Raw genomic sequence first — 23,207 nt, 5'->3', positions numbered from 1 at the left:
AGTCATTCCGGGGCATCGCGTCGGCGATGGACCATGGTGCGCACTCGCGCACCTGCGAATCTCGCGCCACGATTTCGAGATCCCGGGTCTGCGCGCCTAAGCGCGCATCCCGGGATGACCCTGTCAGCGCACCAGAATATTCTTGAACTGCCAGGGATCGCTGGTGTCGATATCTTCCGGAAACAGTCCCGGACGATCCGTCAGCGGGGTCCAGTCGGTGTAGAAACCCTTCACGGGGCCGAGATAGGGTAGCTGGATTTCCAGCAGACGATCGAAGTCCATCTCGTCGGCCTCGACGATGCCTTCGTTCGGGTTTTCCAGCGCCCACACCATGCCGCCGAGCACGGCGGAGGTCACTTGCAGGCCGGTGGCGTTCTGATAGGGCGCGAGCTTGCGGGTCTCCTCGATGGAGAGCTGCGAGCCGTACCAGTAGGCATTGTTGTCATGGCCGAACAGCAGCACGCCGAGCTCGTCGATGCCGTCGACGATCTCGTTCTCGTCGAGGATGTGATGCTTTTCCTGCATCTTCGCTGCGCGGCCGAACATTTCATGCAGCGACAGCACGGCGTCGTCGGCCGGGTGATAGGCATAGTGGCAGGTCGGCCGATAGATCGCCGTGCCCGATGCGTCACGCACCGTGAAGTAATCGGCGATCGAGATCGACTCGTTGTGGGTGACGAGGAAGCCATACTGCGCGCCGCGGGTCGGGCACCAGGTGCGTACGCGCGTGTTGGCGCCGGGCTGCATCAGATAGATGGCGGCGCCGCAGCCGGCTTCGTGGGTATGCGCATTCTCGGGCATCCATTTCTCATGGGTGCCCCAGCCGAGTTCGGACGGCTGCACGCCTTCCGACAGGAAACCTTCCACCGACCAGGTGTTGACGAAGACGTCAGGCTCTTTCGGCGACTTGGAGCGCTGGGTGTCGCGTTCGGCGATGTGGATGCCCTTCACGCCGGCCTGCCGCATCAAGTCCGCCCATTCGGCCTTGGTCTTCGGCTTCGGGGCATTGAGCTTCAGATCGGCGGCGACATTGAGCAGCGCCTGCTTGACGAAGAATGAGACCATGCCGGGATTGGCGCCACAGCAGGAGACGGCCGTCGTCGAGCCCGCGGGGCGCGCCTTCTTGGCGGCCAGCGTCACTTCGCGAAGGGCGTAGTTGGAGCGCGCTTCCGGGCCCTTCGAGGAATCGAAATAGAAGCCGAGCCAGGGCTCGTTGACGGTGTCGATGTAGAGAGCGCCGAGTTCGTTGCACAGCTCCATGATGTCGGTCGAGCCGGTATCGACCGACAGATTGACGCAAAAGCCCTGGCCGCCGCCTTCAGTGAGCAGCGGGCTCAGCAGGTCGCGATAATTGTCCTTGGTCACGGCCTTCTGGATGAATTTGACGTTGTGCTTCTCGCAATGCGCCTTGCGGCCCTCGTCCTTGGGGTCGATCACGGTGACGCGCGACTTGTCGTAATCGAGATGCCGCTCGATCAAAGGCAGCGTGCCTTTGCCGATCGAGCCGAAGCCGATCATAACAATGGGACCTGTGATCTTCGCGTAGATCTGCGAGGCGGGGCTCATCATTTTCTCCAGGAGAGTGCCTAGCGGCGGATAGGGTGGATCAGGGGTTGCGACGCTTCGCGGTGACTTCGATCTCGACCTTCATCTCGGGCTTGTAGAGCCCCGCGACGATCAGCATCGTTGCGGCCGGGCGGATGTCGCCGAGGACCTCGCCGCAGACCGCGAAATGGGCATCCACGTCACGGGCGTCGGTGAGGTAGTAGGTCGCGCGGACGATGTCGGCCATCGCAAAGCCTCCCTCCTTGAGGGCGGCCTCGATGGTCTTGAAGCAGTTCCGTGACTGGCTCGTGACATCTGATGGCATGGTCATCGTGGCGTAGTCATAGCCGGTGGTTCCCGCGACGAAGGCGAAGTCGCCATCGATCACGGCACGGCTGTAGCCGGCGGTCTTCTCAAAGGGCGAGCCGGTGGAAATCAGGCGGCGGGACATATTGGACCTCGACTGAAAATGGCTTTGCGCGGGGTTTACGGGCATTTTTGGCGCCCGCGCAACCCCTTGGTTCAGGCCTGGCGCGGGCGGCGTTAGCGGGACTGCTGCGTGGCGTCCGGCGGCGATGGCGGCGTGCCGGTCCAGCGCCGGCCCAGGATATCCCTGACGATCATCACCGAGATCAGGATCAGCATGACCGTGGTGACGAGGCCGCGCCAACGCGGGCGCGCGCCATCGGTGATGGGAAGGTGCTCCGACATGGCGGCCCGCCTTACGCCGCGTGCGGCACGGCGAGCGGTGCCTTCCGGGTCCGGGATCGCGTCCGCGATGCCTTGGCCTCGGGCAGCGGCGCGCCGGTCGGCGTGATCATGCCCCAGGCGCCATCCAGCGCGCCCGCGACAAGCTCGACGCCGAGCAGCCGCTCGCGCTCGAATGTGCCCGGCAGCGACAACTCGCCGGTTTTGGCCGCGGTGAAGCCGAAGCGGGCGTAGTAGGGCGCATCGCCAAGCAGGATCACGGCGCCGTGGCCGCGCGCCTTGGCCACCGCCAGCGCACGCCGCATCAGCGCGGCGCCGACGCCGAGGCCGCGGCAGTCGTCATCGACTGCCAGCGGCCCCAGCATCAGCGCGCTGCGGCCCCCCGCGCTGACGTGCCACAACCGCACGGTTCCAACCAGCCGGCCGTCCTGGCGCACGGCCGCAAGGCTCAGGCCTTCGGCGGGCGCGCGTCCGTCGCGCAGGCGCTGGCAGGTGCGCATATGGCGATTACAGCCAAAGCAGGCATCCAGCAGCGCTTCGCGTGCGACGACGTCCGAGCCACGCTCCGCACGGATCGCGAACGGGGCGGCATCTCGGATGAGGGCAACGGGGGTGTTCCGTTTTGCAGTCATGGCACGTCAGTCCCCGCTTGCAACGGCATGTCGTACGCCGCGGCAAGCGTCGTTCAGGAAAATCGAAAATGATCGGGGAGGAGCCGGCGGGGCCGGCTCCCGGTTTATCGGGCCTCGAAAACGAGGCGGGTCAGATGTGGTAGGTCTTCAGCGGCGGAATGCCGTTGAACGCCACCGACGAGTAGGTCGACGTATAGGCGCCGGTGCCTTCGATCAGCAGCTTGTCGCCGATCTCGAGCGTCACCGGGAGCGGATACGGCAGCTTCTCGTACAGCACGTCGGCGCTGTCGCAGGTCGGGCCCGCGAGCACGCACGGCGTCATGTCCGCCCCGTCATGCGGGGTGCGGATGGCGTAGCGGATCGACTCGTCCATCGTCTCGGCGAGACCGCCGAACTTGCCGATGTCGAGATAGACCCAGCGCACCTCGTCCTCGTCGCTCTTCTTCGAGATCAGAACGACTTCGGTCTCGATGATTCCAGCATTGCCGACCATGCCGCGGCCCGGCTCGATGATCGTCTCCGGAATCTGGTTGCCGAAATGCTTGCGCAGCGCGCGGAAGATCGACCGGCCATATTGCAGGACCGGAGGAACGTCCTTGAGGTACTTGGTCGGAAAGCCGCCGCCCATGTTGACCATGGTGAGGTTGATCCCGCGCTCGGCGCAGTCACGGAACACGGTCGACGCCATCGCGAGCGCGCGGTCCCACGCCTTCACCTTGCGCTGCTGCGAGCCGACATGGAACGAGATGCCGCACGGCTCCAGGCCCAGGCGCTTGGCGAGGTTGAGCACGTCGACCGCCATCTCCGGGTCGCAGCCGAACTTGCGCGACAGCGGCCACTCGGCGCCGGCGCAGTCATAGAGGATGCGGCAGAACACCTTGGCGCCGGGGGCGGCGCGGGCGATCTTCTCGACCTCGGCGGCGCAATCGACCGCGAACAGGCGAATGCCGAGCGCGAAGGCACGCGCGATGTCGCGCTCCTTCTTGATCGTGTTGCCATAGGAGATGCGGTCCGGCGTCGCACCGGCGGCCAGCGCCATCTCGATTTCCGCAACCGTCGCGGTGTCGAAGCAGGAGCCGAGCGAGGCCAGCAGCGACAGCACTTCGGGCGCCGGGTTGGCTTTCACCGCGTAGAACACGCGGCTGTCCGGCAGCGCCTTGGCGAAGGTCTGGTAGTTGTCGCGCACGACTTCGAGGTCGACGACGAGGCACGGCTCGGTGTCGAGTCCATCCTGGCGGCGGTGGCGCAGGAATTCCTGGATACGTTCAGTCATGGCACTCTCCAACGGCCCCAGCGACGGGATCCGCATCAACGTGACGTCGGGTAAGAGCGCTTCGGCCACATCGCGCGATGGAGGCGCGTTGAGGCCAAGAGACTCAAACCAGACTGTGCTGCCGTGGATTGGTTGGGAGAGTTTCCCGCCCGATCACCTGGCAATGAAGGACAAGCCTTTTCAGTAGCCCGGGCCGGCGTTGGACCGCCGGTAGAGACCAAAAAAGCCCGATCCGTCGTTGCTTTAAGTCGCGTCCCCCGTTGAGAGCGGGGTGCGCCGGTTCGCCTCCGGCTGCCAGTCACGGTTGCAAAGAGTGGTGAGACCTTCAACGGCATCCCTGGAGAGAGATGCTGGCCGCCTCGTGTCCTGATGGACGTAAGCGACCCTCGGTTCTTCCACCCCTTGGCGGCTGTCCGGCCTCTTGTCCGGATACCTACCGACTGACACACGACCACAGGCACGTGCGAAATTGGGCAAGGCAGGAAATAAGTCTTTTGACTTCGTGGCGCAAGAATTTTTTTGCGATAGCGGCAAATTTCCCTAACGCGTGCTTGCGATGTCGCGCGCAGCACGCGTCGGATGCGCTGAAGATGAACGGCTGTTAAGAATCACTAACGAAGCGTGTGTGCGTTTTAGCCCTGTGCCGCAGCGCTTTCTTGAATCGCTCAAGCTCACGCGCGACGCGTGAACGGCTCGACGCGCTGCGCTGCGCGGATGAAGGCGATCATGATCAGCACGCCGATGCCGAACAGCACCGCCTGCAGGATGTGCGCGGCGACGTCGTCGAGCCCGAGCAGAATCGCGAGCGCCCAGCCGCCGGCGAATGCCGCGCCGAACACTTCCGCGCCGATCAGGATCGCCGCCGAGATCACGGTGATGACGCTTGGCCAGGCGATGGTGCGGTTGCCTGAGTTGGAGGGCTGCATGGTCATGAAATAGGTCCTGTTCAGGGGGCGCAATCTCTCCGAAAAGTGCCCATCTATCAAGCGCAAAAGGCCCAAAAATGCCGTATCGCGTGATATAGATTGGGCAGCATTTTCAAGGCGAAAAACGGGACATTCGATGTCAGAAACCAGCGCAGACGCCAAGGCTCAGGCTCTTGCCAACCCCCTCCTGAAGGCATGGCGGACGCCGCTCGAGACGCCGCCGTTCGCCGAGATCAAGCCGGAGCATTTCCTCCCCGCTTTCGAGCAGGCTTTCGCCGATCATTCCGCGGAAGTGACTGCGATCACCCATGATCCGGCGCTGCCCGACTTCGACAACACCATCACCGCGCTGGAGCGCTCCGGCAAGCTGCTGTCGAAGGTCTCGGCGGTGTTCTACGACCTGGTCTCGGCGCATTCGAGCCCGGCGATCCTGGAGATCGACAAGGAGGTGTCGCCCCGGATGGCGCGGCACTGGAATCCGATCATGATGAACGCTGTGCTGTTTGGCCGCATCGCCATGCTGCACGAGAAGCGCGCCTCCCTCGGCCTGACCGGCGAGCAGATGCGGCTGCTGGAACGCACCTACACCCGCTTCCGCCGCTCCGGCGCCGGCCTCGACGATGCGGCAAAGGCCCGCATGGCCGAGATTAACGAGCGCCTCGCCCATCTCGGCACCTCATTCAGCCATCATCTGCTCGGCGACGAGCAGGAGTGGTTCATGGAGCTCGGCGAGGCCGACCGCGCCGGCCTTTCCGACACATTTGTGGCGGCCGCCAAGGCTGCGGCGGAAGAGCGCGGCATGCCGGGCAAGGCGATCGTGACGCTGTCGCGCTCCTCGGTCGAGCCGTTCCTGCAGAGCTCGTCGCGGCGCGACCTGCGCGAGAAGGTCTACAAGGCCTTCACGGCGCGCGGCGACAATGGCAACGCCAACGACAACAACGCGACCATCGTGGAGATCCTCAGGCTGCGCGAGGAGACCGCCAAGATCCTGGGCTTCCCGACCTACGCCGCCTACCGCCTCGAGGATTCCATGGCGAAGACGCCGGAGGCCGTGCGTGGCCTCCTGGAGCGGGTCTGGAAGCCGGCGCGGGCCCGGGCGCTCGCCGACCGCGACGCGCTGCAGGCGCTGATCGCGGAGGAGGGCGGCAATTTCACCCTGGCGTCCTGGGACTGGCGCTATTACGCTGAGAAGCTGCGCCAGCGCCGCGCCAATTTCGACGATTCCGCGATCAAGCCCTATCTGGTGCTCGACCACATGATCGAGGCCGCGTTCGACTGCGCCACCCGCCTGTTCGGCGTCACCTTCGAGGAGCGCAAGGATATCCCGGTCTGGCATCCGGACGTCCGGGTCTGGGAGGTCAGGGGCCGCGACGGCCAGCACAAGGCGCTGTTCTACGGCGACTACTTCGCGCGACCCTCGAAGCGCTCCGGCGCCTGGATGACCTCGCTGCGCGACCAGCAGAAGCTCGACGGCGACGTCGCGCCGCTGGTCATCAATGTCTGCAACTTCGCCAAGGGCGCCGATGGCGCGCCGTCGCTGCTGTCGCCCGACGACGCGCGGACCCTGTTCCACGAGTTCGGCCATGGCCTGCACGGCATGCTGTCCAACGTGACCTATCCGTCACTGTCCGGAACCAGCGTGTTCACCGACTTCGTCGAGCTGCCCTCGCAGCTCTATGAGCACTGGCAGGAGCGGCCCGAGGTGCTGCAGCGCTTCGCCCGCCACTACGAGACCGGGGAGGCACTGCCGGACGACCTGCTCAAGCGCTTCCTTGCCGCGCGCAAGTTCAACCAGGGCTTTGCCACCGTGGAGTTCGTCTCCTCTGCGCTGATCGACCTCGAATTCCACACCCAGCCGGCAGCGGCGAGCTGGGATGTCCGCGCCTTCGAACAGAAGGAGCTGGAGAAGATCGGCATGCCCGCCGAAATCTCGCTGCGGCACCGGCCGACGCAGTTCGGCCACATCTTCTCCGGCGACCACTATGCCTCCGGCTACTACAGCTACATGTGGTCGGAGGTGATGGATGCTGACGCCTTCGGCGCCTTCGAGGAGGCCGGCGACATCTTCGATCCCGCGACCGCCAAGCGGCTGCATGACGACATCTATTCGTCGGGCGGCTCGCGCGATCCGGAGGAGGCCTATGTCGCCTTCCGTGGCCGCGAGCCCGAGCCGGACGCGCTGCTGCGCCGTCGCGGCCTGCTCGAGACGCCTGAGGCGGCCTGAGGTGCGGCCGTCGTTGAACCGGCTGATCGGCTGGCTCGTGGTTGCGGTGTCCGTCGTGCTCGGCACGGCGGCCGCCGAGGCTCATCCGCATGTCTGGATCGTCGCCAGGAGCGAGCTGATCTACGCGCCCGACGGCACCATCACGGGGGTCCGGCACGCCTGGACGTTTGACGACATGTTCTCGACCTACGCGCTGCAGGGCATCGAGACCAAGGTGAAGGGCGCCTACAGCCGCGAGGAGCTGGCGCCGTTGGCGCAGACCAATGTCGAATCGCTGAAGGAATACGCCTACTTCACCTTCGCCAAGGGCGACGGCAAGAAGCAGAAGTTCACCGAGCCGGTCGACTATTTCCTCGAATACAAGGATTCGGCGCTGACGCTGCACTTCACCTTGCCGGTGAAGACGCCGTTCAAGGCCAGGCAGCTCTCGCTCGAAGTGTTCGACCCGACCTATTTCATCGACTTCCAGTATGCCGAGAAGGAGCCGGTCAAGCTGGTCGGCGCCGCGGCGAACTGCAAGATGCAGTTCGAGCGGCCGAATAGCGACGGCACCGCCGCCGCGCAGAAGCTCGGCGAGCAGACCTTTCTCGACGGCGGCAACGGCAATTTCGGCATGATGTTCGCCAACAAGGTCTCGGTGGAGTGCCCATGACGCCGATCGTCTCGCGCATGACGCGCGGCCTCGCCGTGGCCGCGGCCGTGCTGGCGGCATTCGCGCTGCTCGATGGCGCCGTTCATGCGCTGCTGGCACAGAATCCGTTCGGTGCGCCGCGCGCGGCGGAGTCGCAGGGCGGCCTGGTCGGCTGGCTGCTGGCGAAGCAGTCGGAGTTTTACCGCGAGATCTCCCAGACCATCCGCGCCGCGAAATCCGACGGTTCGGCGGTCTGGACCCTGCTTGCGATCTCCTTTGCCTACGGGATTTTCCATGCCGCCGGCCCCGGCCACGGCAAGGCGGTGATCTCGTCCTACATGGTCGCCAATCGCGAGACCGCGCGGCGCGGCATCGCGCTGTCGTTCGCCTCGGCGCTGATGCAGTCGGTGGTCGCCGTTCTCATCGTGGGCATCTGCGCCTGGCTGCTCAACGCGACCGCGAAGACCATGTGCGGGGCGGAGAAGGCGATCGAGATCGCAAGCTACGCGCTGATCGCGGCGTTTGGCGCCCGGCTGGTCTGGGTCAAGGGCGGCAGCTTCTTCCGCGCCCTGCAGGCGCCGCCGCCGGCGCTGGCGATGGCCGGCGCGCATCATCACGACCACCATGATCACGATCACCACGACCACCGCCATGATCACCATCACCGTCACGCGCATGACGATCACGGGCATCATCATGATCACGGTCACGATCACGGGCATGACGCGCAGCACGTCCATGACGAGCATTGCGGCCATTCGCACGGGCCGACGCCGGCCGAACTCGCCGGTCCTGGCGGCTGGCGGCGGGGGCTCGGCGCGATCCTCACGGTCGGGATCCGGCCCTGCTCGGGCGCGATCCTGGTGCTGGTGTTCGCGCTGGCGCAGGGCCTGTTCTGGGCCGGCATTGCCGCGACCTTCGTGATGGGGCTCGGCACCGCCATCACGGTGGCGGCGATCGCGCTGGTCGCGGTGTCGGCGCGCGGCGTGGCGGAGCGGCTGAGCGCGGCGCGCGACGGCGGCGGCATGGTCATCATGCGCGGCCTGGAGTTCGCCGCCGCGGGCCTTGTGCTGCTGTTCGGGCTCGGGCTGCTGTTCGGCTATGTCGCGGCCGAACGGGCGACGTGCCTTTGAAGTCACCTCGCCCCGCCTGCGGGGAGAGGTCGAAATTCGCGTGCGCGAATTTCGGGTGAGGGGGAGTCTCCGCACGCTTGCTTCCATCGAATTTGCGGAGACGGTCCCTCACCCCAGCCCTCTCCCCGTAAGAACGGGGAGAGGGAGAAGAAACAGGCTCAACTCGTCAGATAGCCCCTGATCGCCGGCAGCAGGAAGATCGCGATGTTGATCGCGAAACCGATGCTCCAGAGGATCGAGCGCAGCGTCGGGCGGTTGCCGATATAGGTGAAGACGTAGGCGATCCGCACGATCAGGAACAGCACGGCGAGCTCGTCGATCAGCCGCAGCGGGCCGACGCGGAATTCGGCGAGCAGCACGGCGAAGGCGAAGAACGGGAAGGCCTCGATGCCGTTCTGGTGCGCGCCGAGCGCCCGCGAGCGGATCGGGTCGTCGTAGAAGTCGGGATCGCGCGGCCTGGCATTGTCGAAGCTGCGGAAGCCGGTCCACTTCACCGACACGATCGTCAGCAGCGAGAGCATCAGCGTCCCGAAGACGCACCATTCGGCGATCGTCATGGTTCCCCCTTATTCCGCAGGGGAACGTAGCCAACCCGCACTCGGCTTGACAAGGTTGGAGCAACGCGCGAAGCCCAAAGCTCCCAGGCGAAGGATATCAAGCGCAAGGCCATCATGAGCACGGTGATCCCCTTCGAGAGCGCGAAGTCTGCCGCGGCGCCGAAGCCGGAACGTGTCGGCGTGCTGCTGGTCAATCTCGGCACGCCCGATACGGCGGATGCCGCCGGCGTGCGGGTCTACCTCAAGGAATTCCTGTCCGATCCGCGGGTGATCGAGGATCAGGGCCTGCTCTGGAAGCTGATCCTCAACGGCATCATCCTGCGGGTCCGTCCGGCCCGCAAGGCGCGCGACTATCTGAAGATCTGGAACACCGAGAAGAACGAGTCGCCGCTGAAGACCATCACGCGCTCGCAGGCCGACAAGCTGGCGGAGGCGATCGCCGATCACGACCACGTCGTGGTCGACTGGGCGATGCGCTACGGCAACCCCTCGATCAAGCAGCGCATCGAGGCGCTGGCGGCGCAGGGCTGCGGCCGGCTGCTGGTGGTGCCGCTCTATCCGCAATATTCCGCCGCGACGTCGGCGACGGTCTGCGACGAGGCGTTTCGCGTGCTGGCAGGCATGCGCGCGCAGCCGATCCTGCGGGTGACGCCGCCTTACTACGACGATCCCGACTACATCGAGGCGCTCGCGGTCTCGATCAACGCGCACCTTGCGACATTGCCGTTCCAGCCCGAGATCATCGTCGCCTCGTTCCACGGCATGCCGAAGGAATATGTCGACAAGGGCGATCCGTATCAGGCGCAATGCATCGCCACGACCAATGCGCTGCGCAAGCGGCTCGGGCTCGATGCCAACCGGCTGATCCTCACCTTCCAGTCGCGCTTCGGCAAGGCCGAGTGGCTGCAGCCCTATACCGACAAGACGGTCGAGAAACTCGCCAAGGACGGCGTGCGGCGCATTGCCGTGGTCACGCCCGGCTTCTCCGCCGATTGCCTGGAGACGCTGGAGGAGATCGCGCAGGAGAATGCCGAGATCTTCCGGCACAATGGCGGCGAGCAATTCGCGGCGATCCCCTGCCTCAACGACAGCGACGGCGGCATGGACGTGATCCGCCAGCTCGTGCTGCGCGAGCTGCAAGGCTGGATCTAACAAGGCTGGATTTGATTGTTAACGATCCGTGACACCGGGCACGGGCATTCGTTGGCATCTGGTCATCCGACAGCAGCTTCCTATGTGCTAGGGAGAACAACAGCCGGCTGAACCGGCGGAGCGGTCCTGCCGACCAATGCACGACCGTGACTGGCGACGGTCTCGCCGGCCCTGGAGGACTTTATGACTGGCTTCGACGTTTTCGCGATCGCGTTTGTTCTTCTCGTCATCGTTACGCTGTTCGCCGGGATCAAGACCGTTCCGCAGGGTTTTGACTGGACCATCGAGCGGTTCGGCAAATACACCCGCACGCTGTCGCCCGGCCTCAATTTGATCGTGCCCTATTTCGATCGCATCGGGCGCAAGATCAACATGATGGAGCAGGTGATCGACATCCCCGAGCAGGAGGTGATCACCAAGGACAACGCCACCGTGACGGTGGACGGTGTCGCGTTCTACCAGGTGTTCGATGCCGCCAAGGCGAGCTACGAGGTCGCCAATCTCAACCAGGCGATCACCGTCCTGACCATGACCAATATCCGCTCGGTGATGGGCTCGATGGATCTCGATCAGGTGCTGTCGCATCGCGACGAGATCAACGAGCGGCTGCTGCGCGTGGTCGACGCCGCGGTGTCGCCCTGGGGCGTCAAGGTCAACCGCATCGAGATCAAGGACATCGTGCCGCCGGCCGACCTCGTCGAGGCGATGGGCCGGCAGATGAAGGCCGAGCGCGTCAAGCGCGCCGACATTTTGCAGGCCGAGGGCCAGCGGCAATCCGAAATCCTGCGCGCCGAGGGCGCCAAGCAGGGTCAGATCCTGCAGGCCGAGGGCCGCCGCGAGGCCGCCTTCCGCGACGCCGAGGCGCGCGAACGGCTTGCCGAGGCCGAGGCCAAGGCGACCCAGATGGTGTCGGAATCGATCGCCAAGGGCGACGTCGCCGCGCTGAACTATTTCATCGCCGACAAGTATATCAAGGCGTTCGGCCAACTCGCGGAATCGCCGAACCAGAAGGTCCTGATGCTGCCGATCGAAACCTCGAGTGTGCTGGGCTCGCTGGCCGGCATCGGCGAGATCGCCCGCGCTACCTTCGGCGAGAGTGCGGCGTCCGCTACGGCCGCAGCACGGCGCGGCGGCTCGGTGCCGCCGGCCGGCCCGACGGCGCCGCCTCCGGTGCCGCCGCAGCGGTAAGGGCGTGACGGCGTCGCGCCCGCAATGGTAGAGGTCACGTCATGGCCGAGATGTTTTCGACATTGGGTACCTGGAACTGGCTGATCTTCGGCTTCATCCTGATGGCGCTGGAGCTTGTGGCGCCCGGGGTGTTCCTGTTCTGGCTCGGGCTCGCGGCACTGCTGGTCGGCCTGCTGTCGTTCGCCTTCACGCCGTCCTGGCAGATACAGCTCTTGATGTTCGCAGTGTTCGCCGCCCTGGCGGTGCCGGCATGGCGGCATTTCGCGAAGGGCGCGACGGCGGCAAGCAAGACCAATCCCTTCCTCAACCGCCGCAACGAAGCCCTGGTCGGCCGCGAATTCACGCTGGAGAAGCCGATCGTTGACGGTTCAGGCACGGTGCGGATCGACGATACGGTGTGGCGCGTCGCCGGCCCCGATGCGCCGGCCGGCAGCCGGGTGAAGGTGGTCCGCGCCGACGGCGCCAGCCTGACGGTGGCGATCGCTTAGTCTGGCCTGAGCCATCGACGACGACTCGGCCCCGAGCGTCCGATGCTGCTTCGGGCGAGTAATCCGTAGCCCGGGTGAGCCAACGGGTCGCGCGCATGCGCGCCCGATGACAGGCTCCGCGATACCCGGGGAAACCGGGCCCGCATGTCGCTCCGCTCATGCGGGCTACACACTGACGGCCGCCGAGGTCTAGCTGCCGCCCTGCTTGCTCCAGCGCTCGGCGAAGCGGTTGAGCGGCGTGAATGTCGCAAATAACTCGCGGCCGAGCGTGGTGAGGCCGTAACCATCCTCCGATAGTTCAACGAACCCGGCCTCGCGGAGCTCGGTCAATCGCGTCTGCAGGATCGTCGGCGAGGCCTCGTCGCAGGCGGTGCGCAGCGCGCGCGAGGTCAGCGCGCCCTCGCGCAGCTCCCAGATGATGCGCAAGGTCCAGCGCCGTCCCAAGAGATCGAGCAGCGCCATGATCGGGCGGCCGGACCGCGAGCCGCGGACGCCGGGTCTTGTGACTGGGCCCTGCTTCGGCATGTCGCGAATTCCTTTCGAATCCCTCTTGCGATCCGCTACAGATATTGTAGCGTGTTGCTACATTAAATGTAGCAACTGGATCCGGCCATGTCACGCCTCGCGCCGCTCGATCCGCCTTATCCGGCGGACGTTCAACAGCATTTCGATCGCATCATGCGCGGCAAGCCGCCGCTGGTGCTGTTCCGCATGTTGGCCGGCCATCCGCGTGCCTGGGAGAAGTTTCGCGGTGGCAGCCTGTTGGACCGCGGGCCGCTTCCCTTGCGGGCGCGGGAGATCGTGATCGACCGCACCTGCGCACTCAATGCCTGCGAATATGAATGGGGCGTCCACGTCACGGCGTTCGGCGCGGCCGCCGAACTGACGGAGCAGCAGGTCCACGCCACCGTGCGCGGTGCGGCCGATGCCGGCTGCTGGTCGCAGGCCGAACAGGCAATGATCACGGCAGTCGACGCGCTGCATGCCCGCGCGACATTGAGTGAGGAGGAATTCGCGGCGCTGTCGGCGCATTACGATGAGGACCAGATCCTGGAGATCATCCTCTTGTGCGGCTTCTACCGCACGGTCTCCTACCTCGCCAACGCGCTGGCCCTGCCGCTGGAGGAAACCGCGGCAAGATTTCCAGCATAGTTGTCATTGCGAGGAGCAAAGCGACGAAGCAGCCCATGTCTCCGCGCGAGGAGAGATGGATTGCTTCGCTTCGCTCGCAATGACGGAAGAAAGCGCGGCTCTACGCCACGCCCGCCCGCAGCAGATCGTGCAGATGGATGATGCCGACCGGCTTCTTCGCATCGGTCACGATCAGCGTCGTGATCTTCGAGGCGTTGAGCAGTTCCAGCACTTCGCCGGCCAGCGTGTCGCGGCTGATCGTCTTCGGCGTCCTGGTCATGACCTCGTCGACCGACAGCGTCAAAAGGTCGGGGCGCATCTGCCGGCGCAGATCGCCGTCGGTGACGATGCCGACGAGATGGCCGTGGCGGTCGACGATGCCGACGCAGCCAAAACCCTTGGAGGTCATCTCGACCAGCGCATCCGACATCTTGGTGCCGAGCGGCTTCAGCGGCAGCGCGTCGCCGCCATGCATCAGGTCGCGGGCATATTTCAGGAGCGCGCCGAGCTTGCCGCCCGGATGCAGCACGCTGAAATCGGTCGAGGTGAAGCCGCGGCCCTCGAGCAGCGCGATCGCCAGCGCATCGCCGAGCGCCAGCATCATCAGCGAGGACGTGGTCGGCGCCAGATTGTGCGGGCAGGCCTCGCGGGCCTTCGGCAGCGTCAGCTGCACGTCGGCCGCCTTGCTCAGCGTCGAGTCCTTGTCGGCCGTCATCGCGATCAGCGGAATGCCGAAGCGGGCGGCATAAGCGATCAGGTTACGCATCTCCGGCTGCTCGCCGGACCATGACAGCGCCAGGATCACGTCATCGATCGTGATCATGCCGAGGTCGCCATGGCTCGCTTCCGCTGCGTGCACGAAGAACGCCGGCGTGCCGGTCGAGGCAAAGGTCGCGGCGATCTTGCGCCCGATATGGCCGGACTTGCCGAGCCCGGTGACGATCAGCCGTCCCTTGGCATTGCCGATCAACTCGGACGCGGCCGCGAACGGCGCGCCGAGGTCGGACTTCAGTGCCGCGGAGAGGGCTGCGACGCCGCTTGCTTCGGCATCGAGGGTGCGGAGCGCCGATTGAACGGCGCCGTCATCGGGGCCGGATGATTTGGTCATCAGCGGTTTCGGTTTGGCCATTTAGAATTCCAAGGAAGGGTTTTGCACCCGGGCGTCTCCCTTAGCACGTTCGATTCCGCGATGCGACGCGCGGCGGCCGATCCTCAACGGCTCATTAACCATAATTGTTTTAACTCCATTAACGACGTTTTCCGCCGCCCGGCGGAGTGCGTCCGACAAGTATGTGAATTCGTTGGAGTTTTTCCATCGTGTTGCGGCGGCCAGCAAGCGGCCCAGACCGGCGTGGACGCCTTGTCCGCGCGGTTTTGCCATGTCCGGCCGTGACCGCTCTGGCGCTGACCGTGACCACAGGGCTCGCTGCGGCCCAGACCGTGACGCCCGATCTGTTCAGTCCCAATCGCCAGAGCCAGGTGATCACACAGGATTCGCCGCTGCGCCGGACCATGGCCGACGCCATGGATCCGCTCAACGGCCTGAAGCTGCCCGACGCCGATCGCGATCGCCGTTCCTCCTCGTCTTCATCTTCATCGACACCAACGACGACGCGGATCGGGCAGGTCCCGACCTACGGGCTCCCCGCGGCGAACGGCGCCTCGACGTCGGGCTATGACTCGCTCAACCGCAAACGCCAGAAGCCGAAATACTACCCGGGCCAGGCCAAACCGAAGCCGCCGGCCGGACCGGGCTCGCCGCAGCCGACGTCGCCGCCATTGAACGCCACGGGACAGCTGCGGCTGTCGATCCCGCCCTCGGAGACCGCCAACAAGACGCCGCTGCCGCCGGCGATGGCCGGCACCATCGTCGGCCAGCCGCCGCGCAAGCGGCTCAAGATCGACGACGATCCGTTCGGCGCGGTCGGCGATTATGCCGGCTCGTTCATGGTCAAGACCGCGGTCGAGGTGATGGCCGGCTACGACACCAACCCCGGTCGGCTCTACTCGCCGCAGGGCAGGGCGTTCTACATGGTCGCGCCGGAATTCCTCGCGGTCTCCGACTGGGAGCGTCACGCCGTCGTCGCCGATTTGCGCGGCTCCTTCAACGGCTATGGCTCCGGGCTGACGCCGAACGCCGACGGCACGCCGCTGTCGGCGCCGCTCGACATCGACCGTCCGAATTTCACCGGCCATATCGACGGCCGTGTCGACGTCACCAAGGACACGCATCTGCTGGGGCAGGCCCGCCTGCTGGTCTCGACCGATAATCCCGGCAGCCCGAACGTGCAGGCCGGCCTCGCCAGATATCCGATCTACACCACGGTCGGCGGCACCTTCGGCATCGACCAGCGTTTCAACCGCATGCAGGTCTCGCTCGGCGGCACCATCGACCGCACCGACTACCAATGGTCGAAGCTCACCGACGGCACCTCTTCATCGAACGACGACCGCAACTTCACCCAATACGGCGGCATCGGCCGTGTCAGCTATGAGCTCAATCCAGCCGTGAAGCCCTTTGTCGAAGTCGAGGGCGACAGTCGCTTCCACGATCTCTATCTCGACCGCAACGGTTACGCGCGCAATTCATCGGGCGGTTATGCCAAGGTCGGTACGTCGTTCGAGTTCACCCGGCTGTTGTTCGGTGAGATCTCGATCGGCTATGCCATGCGCGACTATGTCGACCCGCGGCTTAGCCGACTCGAAGGCCTGCTCACCACGGCCTCGCTGACCTGGACCGCGACGCCGCTGACCACGGCAAAGTTCTATTCCGACACCCAGATCGGCGAGACCACGCTGCCCGGCACCTCGGGCGTGCTGTCACGCACCTACACCGTCGAGGTCGATCACGACTTCCGCCGCTGGCTGACCGGCATCGGCAAGTTCACCTACGGCACGCTCGATTACCAGGGCGATAACCGCACCGACAAGATCTACGCGTTGTCGGGCGACCTGATCTACAAGCTGAGCCGCAGCCTATGGATCAAGGGCACGCTGAGCCGGAACTGGCTGGATTCCAATCAGCCGGGACAGAGCTCGGCGTCGACGGTGGTGATGCTCGGCGTGCGGGTGCAGAATTAGCGGTGAGGATGCGCGAGTCGCATCTCAAATGAGGTGTCGTGCTCCGCGAACGCGGGGCACCCAGTACGCCGCGGCCTGTCCGTTCAAGCCTTGACGTCTCTGGAATACTGGATCGCCCGCTTTCGCGGGCGATGACAGTTCAGTGTGTGGGTGCAGTGGCGTGGCGGTTGACGCGCTTACCCCGGCAGATCGGTCTTCCCCATCAGGAAGGTGTCGATCGAGCGCGCGCACAGGCGGCCTTCGCGGATCGCCCAGACCACGAGCGACTGGCCGCGGCGCATGTCGCCGGCTGAGAAGATCTTCGCGCGCGAGGTCTGGTAGTCGTGCAGAGAGGCGCGGACGTTGCCGCGCTGATCGAGCTCGACGCCCAGCGTCTTGAGCAGGCCCTCGTGCACCGGATGGACGAAGCCCATCGCCAGCAGCACGAGCTCGGCGTCGAGCGTGAACTCGGTGCCGGGCAGCGGCTTGAACTTATCGTCGACCTTGACGCAATGCAGTTTCGTCACCTTGCCGTCGACGCCTTCGAACTTCGTCGTCAGCACGGCGAATTCGCGCACCGCGCCTTCGGCCTGGCTCGACGACGTGCGCATCTTCAGCGGCCAGTTCGGCCAGGTCACGCCCTTGTTCTCGTGCTCGGGCGGCGCCGGCATGATCTCGAGCTGGGTCACCGACTTGGCGCCTTGCCGGAATGAGGTGCCGATGCAGTCCGAGCCGGTGTCGCCACCGCCGATCACGACGACATGCTTGCCGCCGGCGAGGATGTCGGCGGCGCCGTTCAGCGGCTCGCCGGAGACGCGGCGGTTCTGCTGCGGCAGGAAGTCCATCGCGAAGTGGATGCCGGAAAGCTCGCGGCCGGGGATCGGCAGGTCGCGCGGGGCTTCCGCGCCGCCGGTCAGCGCCACGGCGTCATACTGCTTGGCGAGCTCTTGCGGATCGATCGCACCGGGCGTCGAGCCGCCCACGGCCTTGCCGTAGTGGAAGGTGACGCCCTCGGCTTCCATCTGCGCCACGCGGCGATCGATGATGCCCTTCTCCATCTTGAAGTCGGGAATGCCGTAGCGCAGCAGGCCGCCGGCCTTGGCGAACTTCTCGTAGACATGCACCTCGTGGCCGGCGCGCGCGAGCTGCTGCGCGGCCGCCATGCCGGCGGGACCCGAGCCGATCACGGCGACCTTCTTGCCGGTCTTCTGCGCGGCGATTTCCGGCTTCAGCCAGCCATTGTCCCAGGCGCGGTCGACGATCGCGCATTCGATGGTCTTGATGGTGACCGGGTTGTCGTCGATGTTGAGCGTGCAGGACGCCTCGCACGGCGCCGGGCAGATGCGGCCGGTGAATTCGGGGAAATTGTTGGTCGAGTGCAGGTTGCGCGAGGCCTCTTCCCAGTTGCCCTGATAGACGAGGTCGTTGAAATCGGGGATCTGGTTGTTGACCGGGCAGCCCGGCGTGCCCGGCGCGGTCGAGCCGGTGCCGTGGCAATAGGGAATGCCGCAATTCATGCAGCGCGCGGCCTGGTCGCGCGTGTCCTTCTCGCTCAGCGGAATGACGAATTCCCTGAAGTTCTTGAGTCGATCGGCGACCGGCTCGTACTTGCGGTCATGCCGCTCGATCTCGAGAAAACCTGTGATCTTACCCATTGAAACCCGATGCCCCTGCATCTCAGTTGTTCCGTCATTCCGGGCTGCGCCGAAGGCGCAGATCCGGAACCTTGAAGTTGCCTTGCGAGATTCCGGGTTCGCGCCTTGCGCGCCCCGGAATGACCCGTGATGAACCCTACGCGCCGATCGCGATCTTCGGCTCGGCGTCGGCGTTCGCCTTCATTTCCTTCAGCGCGCGGCGGTACTCGACCGGCATCACCTTGCGGAATTTCGGCAGCCAGCTCTTCCAGTCGGCGAGGATCTCCGCCGCCTTCTTCGAACCCGTCAGCTTGGCGTGACGCGTGATCAGGACGTGCAGCCGCTCCACGTCGGAGTCGAGCAGGTTCTGGAACACGTCGACCCGGCCATGCGCCTCGAGATCGCCGGAGTGGTGGTAGGTGTCGGCGTTGATCATCTCCTCGGACAGCACCGGCTCGAGCTCGACCATCGAAAGATTGCAGAGCTTGTCGAAGTCGCCGGCCTCGTCCAGCACATAGGCGATGCCGCCGGACATGCCGGCCGCGAAGTTGCGTCCGGTCTTGCCGAGCACCACGACGATGCCGCCGGTCATGTATTCGCAGCAATGATCGCCGGCGCCCTCGACGACCGCGACCGCGCCGGAGTTGCGCACCGCGAAGCGCTCGCCGGCGATGCCGCGGAAGTAGCACTCGCCAGCGATCGCGCCGTACATCACGGTGTTGCCGACGATGATCGACTCTTCCGGCACGATGCCGGAGATCTTCGGCGGCTTGACGATGATGCAGCCGCCCGAGAGGCCCTTGCCGACATAGTCGTTGCCTTCACCCTCGAGCTCGAAGGTGACGCCCTTGGCGAGCCAGGCGCCGAACGCCTGTCCCGCCGTGCCCTTCAGGCCGACATGGATGGTGTCGAGCGGCAGGCCGGCATGGCCGTAGATCTTGGCCACCGCGCCCGACAGCATCGCGCCGGCGGAGCGGTCGGTGTTGTTGATCTCTTCCTCGATCTTGACCGGGGCGCCGCGATCGAGCGCGGCCTGCGCCTTCTCGATCAGCCGGCGGTCGAGCACGGCTTCCAGATGGTGGTTCTGGCTCTCCGAGTGATAGATCGTCTGGCCCTTCTCCTCCTTCTGCCGCACGAACAGCTTGGAGAAATCGAGGCCCTTGGCCTTCCAATGCGAGACCAGCGCGGTCTGGTCCAGCATCTGGACCTGGCCGACCATCTCGTCGAACGTCTTGTAGCCGAGCTGCGCCATGATCTCGCGGACTTCCTCGGCGACGAAGAAGAAGTAGTTGATGACGTGCTCGGGCTGGCCGGTGAAGCGCTTGCGCAGCACCGGATCCTGGGTCGCGACGCCGACCGGGCAGGTGTTGAGGTGGCACTTGCGCATCATGATGCAGCCCGCCGCGATCAGTGGGGCGGTGGCGAAGCCGAACTCGTCGGCCCCGAGCAGCGCGCCGATCACGACGTCACGGCCGGTGCGGAAGCCGCCATCGACCTGGACCGCGATGCGGCTGCGCAGCTGCTGGCGCACCAGCGTCTGATGGGTCTCGGCAAGACCGATCTCCCACGGCGAGCCGGCATGCTTGATCGAGGTCAGCGGCGAGGCACCGGTGCCGCCCTCGAAGCCCGCGATGGTCACATGGTCGGCGCGCGCCTTGGCGACGCCGGCGGCAACCGTGCCGACGCCGACTTCCGACACCAGCTTGACCGAGACCTGGCCGTCCGGATTGACGTTCTTGAGGTCGTAGATCAGCTGGGCGAGGTCTTCGATCGAGTAGATGTCGTGATGCGGCGGCGGCGAGATCAAGCCGACGCCCGGCGTCGAATGCCGGACGCGGGCAATCGTCGCGTCGACCTTGTGGCCGGGCAACTGGCCGCCTTCGCCGGGCTTCGCGCCCTGCGCCATCTTGATCTGCATCATGTCGGAGTTGACGAGGTATTCCGTCGTCACGCCGAACCGGCCCGAGGCGACCTGCTTGATCGCCGAGCGCATCGAGTCGCCGTTGGGCATCGGCTTGAAGCGGTCGGACTCCTCGCCGCCTTCGCCGGTGTTCGACTTGCCGCCGATCCGGTTCATCGCGATCGCGAGCGTGGTGTGCGCCTCGCGCGAGATCGAGCCGAACGACATCGCGCCGGTCGAGAACCGCTTGACGATGTCCTTGGCCGGCTCGACGTCCTCGAGCTTGACCGGCTTGCGCTTGTCGTCCTCGGCGCTCTTGATCCGGAACAGGCCGCGCAGCGTCAAGAGACGCTCGGACTGCTCGTTGAGGATCTTGGCGAACGCCCGGTAGCGCTCCTGCGAATTGCCACGCACGGCATGCTGCAGCGTCGAGACCGATTCCGCGGTCCAGGCGTGGTCCTCGCCACGGGTGCGGTAGGCATATTCGCCGCCGACATCGAGCGCGCTTTTGTAGATCTGGCCGTCGCCGAACGCGTCGGTATGACGCCGCACGGTCTCCTCGGCGATTTCGCCGAGGCCGACGCCCTCGATTCGGGTGTGGGTGCCGGCGAAATACTTGGCGACGAAGTCGGCCTTCAGGCCGACCGCGTCGAAGATCTGCGCGCCGCAATAGGACTGGTAGGTCGAGATGCCCATCTTGGACATCACCTTGAGCAGGCCCTTGCCGATCGACTTGATGTAGCGCTTGACGATCTCGTAGTCGTCGAGCGCGCCGGGCAGCCGGTCCTTCATCGCGAGGATGGTTTCGAACGCGAGATAGGGGTTGATCGCTTCGGCGCCGTAGCCGGCGAGGCAGGCGAAGTGATGCACCTCGCGCGGCTCACCGGATTCCACGACGAGGCCGACCGAGGTGCGCAGGCCGGTGCGGATCAGGTGATGATGCACGGCGGCGCAGGCCAGCAGCGACGGGATCGGAATCCGGTCGGTGCCGGTCATGCGGTCCGACAGGATGATGATGTTGATGCCCTCGCGCACCGCGCCCTCGGCGCGCGCGCAGAGCTCGTCGAGCACCTGCTCCATGCCCGCAGCGCCGAACCCGGCGTGGAAGGTGGTGTCGAGCGTGCGCGACTTGAAGTGGGTCTCGGCGACGTCGGAGATCGAGCGGATCTTTTCCAGATCGGCGTCGGTCAGGATCGGCTGCCGCACCTCGAGGCGCTTGGTCGAGGCGACGCCCTGCAGGTCGAACAGGTTCGGCCGCGGCCCGATGATCGAGACGAGGCTCATGACGATTTCCTCGCGGATCGGGTCGATCGGCGGGTTCGTCACCTGCGCGAAGTTCTGCTTGAAGTAGGTGAACAACTGCTTCGGCCTGTCCGACAGCGCCGAGATCGGCGTGTCGTTGCCCATCGAGCCGGCGGCTTCCTCGCCGGTGGCCGCCATCGGCGTCATCAGGATCGCGATGTCTTCCTGGCTGTAGCCGAACGCCTGCTGCCGATCGAGCAGCGGCAGGTTGGAGCGCACGCCCTTGGCCGGCGCATCCGGCAGCTCCTCGAGCTGGATCTGGGTGCGATGCAGCCAGTCGCTGTAGGGATGGCTCTTGGCGAGGTCGGCCTTGATCTCGTCGTCGGGAATCAGGCGGCCCTGCTCGAGGTCGACGAGCAGCATCTTGCCGGGCTGCAGCCGCCACTTGGTGACGATCTGGTCCTCCGGAATCTTCAGCACGCCCATTTCGGACGCCATCACGATGCGGTCGTCCTTGGTGACGAGATAGCGCGCCGGGCGCAGGCCGTTGCGATCGAGCGTCGCGCCGATCTTGCGGCCGTCGGTGAAGGCGATCGCGGCCGGGCCGTCCCACGGCTCCATCAGCGCGGCATGATATTCGTAGAACGCGCGGCGCTGCTCATCCATCAGGGGATTGCCGGCCCACGCTTCCGGAATCATCATCATCACGGCGTGCGGCAGCGAGTAGCCGCCCTGCACCAGGAATTCGAGCGCGTTGTCGAAGCAGGCGGTGTCGCTCTGGCCCTCATAGGAGATCGGCCACAAGCGGCTGATGTCCTTGCCGTAGAGCTCCGAATGCACGGAAGCCTGTCGCGCCGCCATCCAGTTGACGTTGCCGCGCAGCGTGTTGATTTCGCCGTTATGGGCGATCATCCGGTAGGGATGCGCCAGCGACCAGGTCGGGAAGGTGTTGGTCGAGAAGCGTTGATGCACCAGCGCCAGCGCGCTGTCGAAGTCGGCCTCATGCAGGTCGGGATAGTACTTGCCGAGCTGGTCGGCGAGGAACATGCCCTTGTAGATCACGGTGCGGCACGACAGCGAGCACGGATAGTAGCCCGCCATGCCGCGGTCGCGGCGCTGATAGATCGCCTGCGAGATCGACTTACGCAGGATGTAGAGGTGGCGCTCGAAATCGTCCTCGGTCTTGGCCGCACCATTGCGGCCGATGAAGACCTGCATGTGGTAGGGCTCGGTCGGCTTCACGGTGACGCCGAGCGATGAATTGTCACTGGGCACATCGCGCCAGCCGAGCAGCTTGAAGCCCTCGTTCTTGATCTCGTCGGCGATGATGCTCTTGATCACGTTCCGCCACGCGGCATCGCGCGGCATGAACAGCGCGCCGATGGCGTATTCGCCGGGCTGCGGCAGCTTGAAGCCGAGCTCCGCGGTCTTGCGCGCGAAGAAGGCGTGCGGGATCTGCACCAGGATGCCGGCGCCGTCACCGGCGCGCGGGTCGGCGCCGACGGCGCCGCGATGCTCGAGGTTGCACAGGATGTTTAGCGCGTCGGAGACGATCTGGTGCGACTTCTGGCCCTTGATGTTGGCGATGAAGCCGACGCCGCAGGAGTCCTTTTCCAGGCTGGGATCGTACAGGCCCTCGGCTTCGGGGCGCCAAGTATGCAACTCACGCGCGGGCTCGGCGGCTTTCGAGTCCGCGGTCGCCGACAGCGTTCCTGCCACGATGTTTTCGCGCTCGAATTCCGACCCGCTCATGTGTCCTCTCCCTTTCGTAAGGGCCCCACCG

General features: G+C 65.5%; 19 protein-coding genes. 8 read left to right on the top strand and 11 right to left on the bottom strand.

Going from position 1 to position 23,207, the window contains the following annotated elements:
* Nucleotides 1-123: 123 nt before the first annotated feature.
* The 6 genes from ACVWZM_RS12115 to ACVWZM_RS12090 form a co-directional block, all read right to left on the bottom strand.
* Nucleotides 124-1,566, bottom strand: a complete 1,443-nt coding sequence (locus ACVWZM_RS12115; RefSeq protein ID WP_028341360.1) for a homospermidine synthase — start codon at nt 1,564-1,566, stop codon at nt 124-126.
* 40 nt (nt 1,567-1,606) lie between these two features.
* Nucleotides 1,607-1,996, bottom strand: a complete 390-nt coding sequence (locus ACVWZM_RS12110; RefSeq protein WP_028332860.1) for a RidA family protein — start codon at nt 1,994-1,996, stop codon at nt 1,607-1,609.
* 92 nt (nt 1,997-2,088) lie between these two features.
* On the bottom strand, nt 2,089-2,256 hold the full coding sequence (locus tag ACVWZM_RS12105) for a hypothetical protein (RefSeq protein ID WP_456783577.1): 168 nt from the start codon (nt 2,254-2,256) through the stop codon (nt 2,089-2,091).
* A gap of 11 nt (nt 2,257-2,267) precedes the next feature.
* On the bottom strand, nt 2,268-2,885 hold the full coding sequence (locus ACVWZM_RS12100) for a GNAT family N-acetyltransferase (RefSeq protein WP_456853305.1): 618 nt from the start codon (nt 2,883-2,885) through the stop codon (nt 2,268-2,270).
* 130 nt (nt 2,886-3,015) lie between these two features.
* Nucleotides 3,016-4,158: a type III PLP-dependent enzyme gene (locus ACVWZM_RS12095; RefSeq protein WP_456853303.1), complete on the bottom strand. Its 1,143-nt coding sequence runs from the start codon at nt 4,156-4,158 to the stop codon at nt 3,016-3,018.
* 671 nt (nt 4,159-4,829) lie between these two features.
* Complete coding sequence (locus ACVWZM_RS12090) at nt 4,830-5,090, bottom strand: hypothetical protein (protein ID WP_168857868.1); 261 nt, start codon at nt 5,088-5,090, stop codon at nt 4,830-4,832.
* Between the two features lie 130 nt (nt 5,091-5,220).
* Between ACVWZM_RS12090 and ACVWZM_RS12085 the strand changes: the two genes are divergently transcribed.
* The 3 genes from ACVWZM_RS12085 to ACVWZM_RS12075 are packed head-to-tail and all read left to right on the top strand — an operon-like array spanning nt 5,221 to nt 9,072.
* Nucleotides 5,221-7,308, top strand: a complete 2,088-nt coding sequence (locus ACVWZM_RS12085; RefSeq protein ID WP_253624952.1) for a M3 family metallopeptidase — start codon at nt 5,221-5,223, stop codon at nt 7,306-7,308.
* Between the two features lie 13 nt (nt 7,309-7,321).
* Nucleotides 7,322-7,960, top strand: coding sequence for a DUF1007 family protein (locus tag ACVWZM_RS12080; RefSeq protein WP_168857883.1), 639 nt, complete (start codon nt 7,322-7,324; stop codon nt 7,958-7,960).
* On the top strand, nt 7,957-9,072 hold the full coding sequence (locus ACVWZM_RS12075; RefSeq protein ID WP_456853300.1) for a nickel/cobalt transporter: 1,116 nt from the start codon (nt 7,957-7,959) through the stop codon (nt 9,070-9,072). Before ACVWZM_RS12080 ends, ACVWZM_RS12075 begins: the two co-directional genes overlap by 4 nt.
* 158 nt (nt 9,073-9,230) lie before the next feature.
* Here ACVWZM_RS12075 and ACVWZM_RS12070 read toward each other — a convergent pair whose 3' ends face one another.
* Complete coding sequence (locus ACVWZM_RS12070) at nt 9,231-9,629, bottom strand: MAPEG family protein (protein ID WP_016842609.1); 399 nt, start codon at nt 9,627-9,629, stop codon at nt 9,231-9,233.
* Between the two features lie 114 nt (nt 9,630-9,743).
* On the opposite strand from ACVWZM_RS12070, the gene hemH reads away from it, so the two are divergent.
* From hemH to ACVWZM_RS12055, 3 genes are all read left to right on the top strand, one after another.
* Complete coding sequence (gene hemH / locus ACVWZM_RS12065) at nt 9,744-10,781, top strand: ferrochelatase (RefSeq protein ID WP_229193505.1); 1,038 nt, start codon at nt 9,744-9,746, stop codon at nt 10,779-10,781.
* A 183-nt stretch (nt 10,782-10,964) separates the two neighbouring features.
* Complete coding sequence (locus ACVWZM_RS12060) at nt 10,965-11,969, top strand: SPFH domain-containing protein (RefSeq protein ID WP_076827695.1); 1,005 nt, start codon at nt 10,965-10,967, stop codon at nt 11,967-11,969.
* A gap of 41 nt (nt 11,970-12,010) precedes the next feature.
* The gene (locus tag ACVWZM_RS12055) at nt 12,011-12,457 is read left to right on the top strand and encodes an NfeD family protein (RefSeq protein WP_057016243.1); all 447 of its coding nucleotides are present in this window, start codon (nt 12,011-12,013) and stop codon (nt 12,455-12,457) included.
* 189 nt (nt 12,458-12,646) lie between these two features.
* Here the strand turns inward: ACVWZM_RS12055 and ACVWZM_RS12050 are convergent, their stop codons facing one another.
* The gene (locus ACVWZM_RS12050) at nt 12,647-12,982 is read right to left on the bottom strand and encodes a winged helix-turn-helix transcriptional regulator (RefSeq protein WP_316398653.1); all 336 of its coding nucleotides are present in this window, start codon (nt 12,980-12,982) and stop codon (nt 12,647-12,649) included.
* An 87-nt stretch (nt 12,983-13,069) separates the two neighbouring features.
* On the opposite strand from ACVWZM_RS12050, the gene ACVWZM_RS12045 reads away from it, so the two are divergent.
* Nucleotides 13,070-13,609 (top strand): carboxymuconolactone decarboxylase family protein, encoded by a 540-nt coding sequence (locus ACVWZM_RS12045; protein WP_316398654.1) that lies wholly within the window; start codon nt 13,070-13,072, stop codon nt 13,607-13,609.
* 100 nt (nt 13,610-13,709) lie between these two features.
* Here ACVWZM_RS12045 and ACVWZM_RS12040 read toward each other — a convergent pair whose 3' ends face one another.
* Nucleotides 13,710-14,717, bottom strand: coding sequence for a KpsF/GutQ family sugar-phosphate isomerase (locus tag ACVWZM_RS12040; protein ID WP_057016246.1), 1,008 nt, complete (start codon nt 14,715-14,717; stop codon nt 13,710-13,712).
* Nucleotides 14,718-14,977: 260 nt separating this feature from the next.
* Here ACVWZM_RS12040 and ACVWZM_RS12035 point away from each other — a divergent pair, with 260 nt between their 5' ends.
* Complete coding sequence (locus ACVWZM_RS12035; protein WP_456853297.1) at nt 14,978-16,669, top strand: outer membrane beta-barrel protein; 1,692 nt, start codon at nt 14,978-14,980, stop codon at nt 16,667-16,669.
* A gap of 176 nt (nt 16,670-16,845) precedes the next feature.
* On the opposite strand, the gene ACVWZM_RS12030 is transcribed toward ACVWZM_RS12035, so the two are convergent.
* On the bottom strand, nt 16,846-18,303 hold the full coding sequence (locus ACVWZM_RS12030) for a glutamate synthase subunit beta (protein WP_225163834.1): 1,458 nt from the start codon (nt 18,301-18,303) through the stop codon (nt 16,846-16,848).
* A gap of 136 nt (nt 18,304-18,439) precedes the next feature.
* Nucleotides 18,440-23,176, bottom strand: coding sequence for a glutamate synthase large subunit (gene gltB / locus ACVWZM_RS12025; RefSeq protein WP_057016248.1), 4,737 nt, complete (start codon nt 23,174-23,176; stop codon nt 18,440-18,442).
* Nucleotides 23,177-23,207 lie beyond the last annotated feature (31 nt).

This window comes from Bradyrhizobium sp. USDA 4501, from assembly GCF_054062115.1.
The sequence above is the reverse complement of the archived record's forward strand: the minus strand, read 5'-3'. Positions and strand labels throughout refer to the sequence as shown.

What these genes read in the sequence shown, in the direction of transcription:
- ACVWZM_RS12050 (WP_316398653.1), bottom strand. Translation starts at nt 12,982, where the DNA reads ATGCCGAAGCAGGGCCCAGTCACAAGACCCGGCGTCCGCGGCTCGCGG.
- ACVWZM_RS12030 (WP_225163834.1), bottom strand. Translation starts at nt 18,303, where the DNA reads ATGGGTAAGATCACAGGTTTTCTCGAGATCGAGCGGCATGACCGCAAG.
- hemH (WP_229193505.1), top strand. Translation starts at nt 9,744, where the DNA reads ATGAGCACGGTGATCCCCTTCGAGAGCGCGAAGTCTGCCGCGGCGCCG.
- ACVWZM_RS12115 (WP_028341360.1), bottom strand. Translation starts at nt 1,566, where the DNA reads ATGAGCCCCGCCTCGCAGATCTACGCGAAGATCACAGGTCCCATTGTT.
- ACVWZM_RS12100 (WP_456853305.1), bottom strand. Translation starts at nt 2,885, where the DNA reads ATGACTGCAAAACGGAACACCCCCGTTGCCCTCATCCGAGATGCCGCC.
- ACVWZM_RS12110 (WP_028332860.1), bottom strand. Translation starts at nt 1,996, where the DNA reads ATGTCCCGCCGCCTGATTTCCACCGGCTCGCCCTTTGAGAAGACCGCC.
- gltB (WP_057016248.1), bottom strand. Translation starts at nt 23,176, where the DNA reads ATGAGCGGGTCGGAATTCGAGCGCGAAAACATCGTGGCAGGAACGCTG.
- ACVWZM_RS12055 (WP_057016243.1), top strand. Translation starts at nt 12,011, where the DNA reads ATGGCCGAGATGTTTTCGACATTGGGTACCTGGAACTGGCTGATCTTC.
- ACVWZM_RS12085 (WP_253624952.1), top strand. Translation starts at nt 5,221, where the DNA reads ATGTCAGAAACCAGCGCAGACGCCAAGGCTCAGGCTCTTGCCAACCCC.
- ACVWZM_RS12090 (WP_168857868.1), bottom strand. Translation starts at nt 5,090, where the DNA reads ATGACCATGCAGCCCTCCAACTCAGGCAACCGCACCATCGCCTGGCCA.
- ACVWZM_RS12045 (WP_316398654.1), top strand. Translation starts at nt 13,070, where the DNA reads ATGTCACGCCTCGCGCCGCTCGATCCGCCTTATCCGGCGGACGTTCAA.
- ACVWZM_RS12095 (WP_456853303.1), bottom strand. Translation starts at nt 4,158, where the DNA reads ATGACTGAACGTATCCAGGAATTCCTGCGCCACCGCCGCCAGGATGGA.
- ACVWZM_RS12075 (WP_456853300.1), top strand. Translation starts at nt 7,957, where the DNA reads ATGACGCCGATCGTCTCGCGCATGACGCGCGGCCTCGCCGTGGCCGCG.
- ACVWZM_RS12105 (WP_456783577.1), bottom strand. Translation starts at nt 2,256, where the DNA reads ATGTCGGAGCACCTTCCCATCACCGATGGCGCGCGCCCGCGTTGGCGC.
- ACVWZM_RS12040 (WP_057016246.1), bottom strand. Translation starts at nt 14,717, where the DNA reads ATGGCCAAACCGAAACCGCTGATGACCAAATCATCCGGCCCCGATGAC.
- ACVWZM_RS12060 (WP_076827695.1), top strand. Translation starts at nt 10,965, where the DNA reads ATGACTGGCTTCGACGTTTTCGCGATCGCGTTTGTTCTTCTCGTCATC.
- ACVWZM_RS12070 (WP_016842609.1), bottom strand. Translation starts at nt 9,629, where the DNA reads ATGACGATCGCCGAATGGTGCGTCTTCGGGACGCTGATGCTCTCGCTG.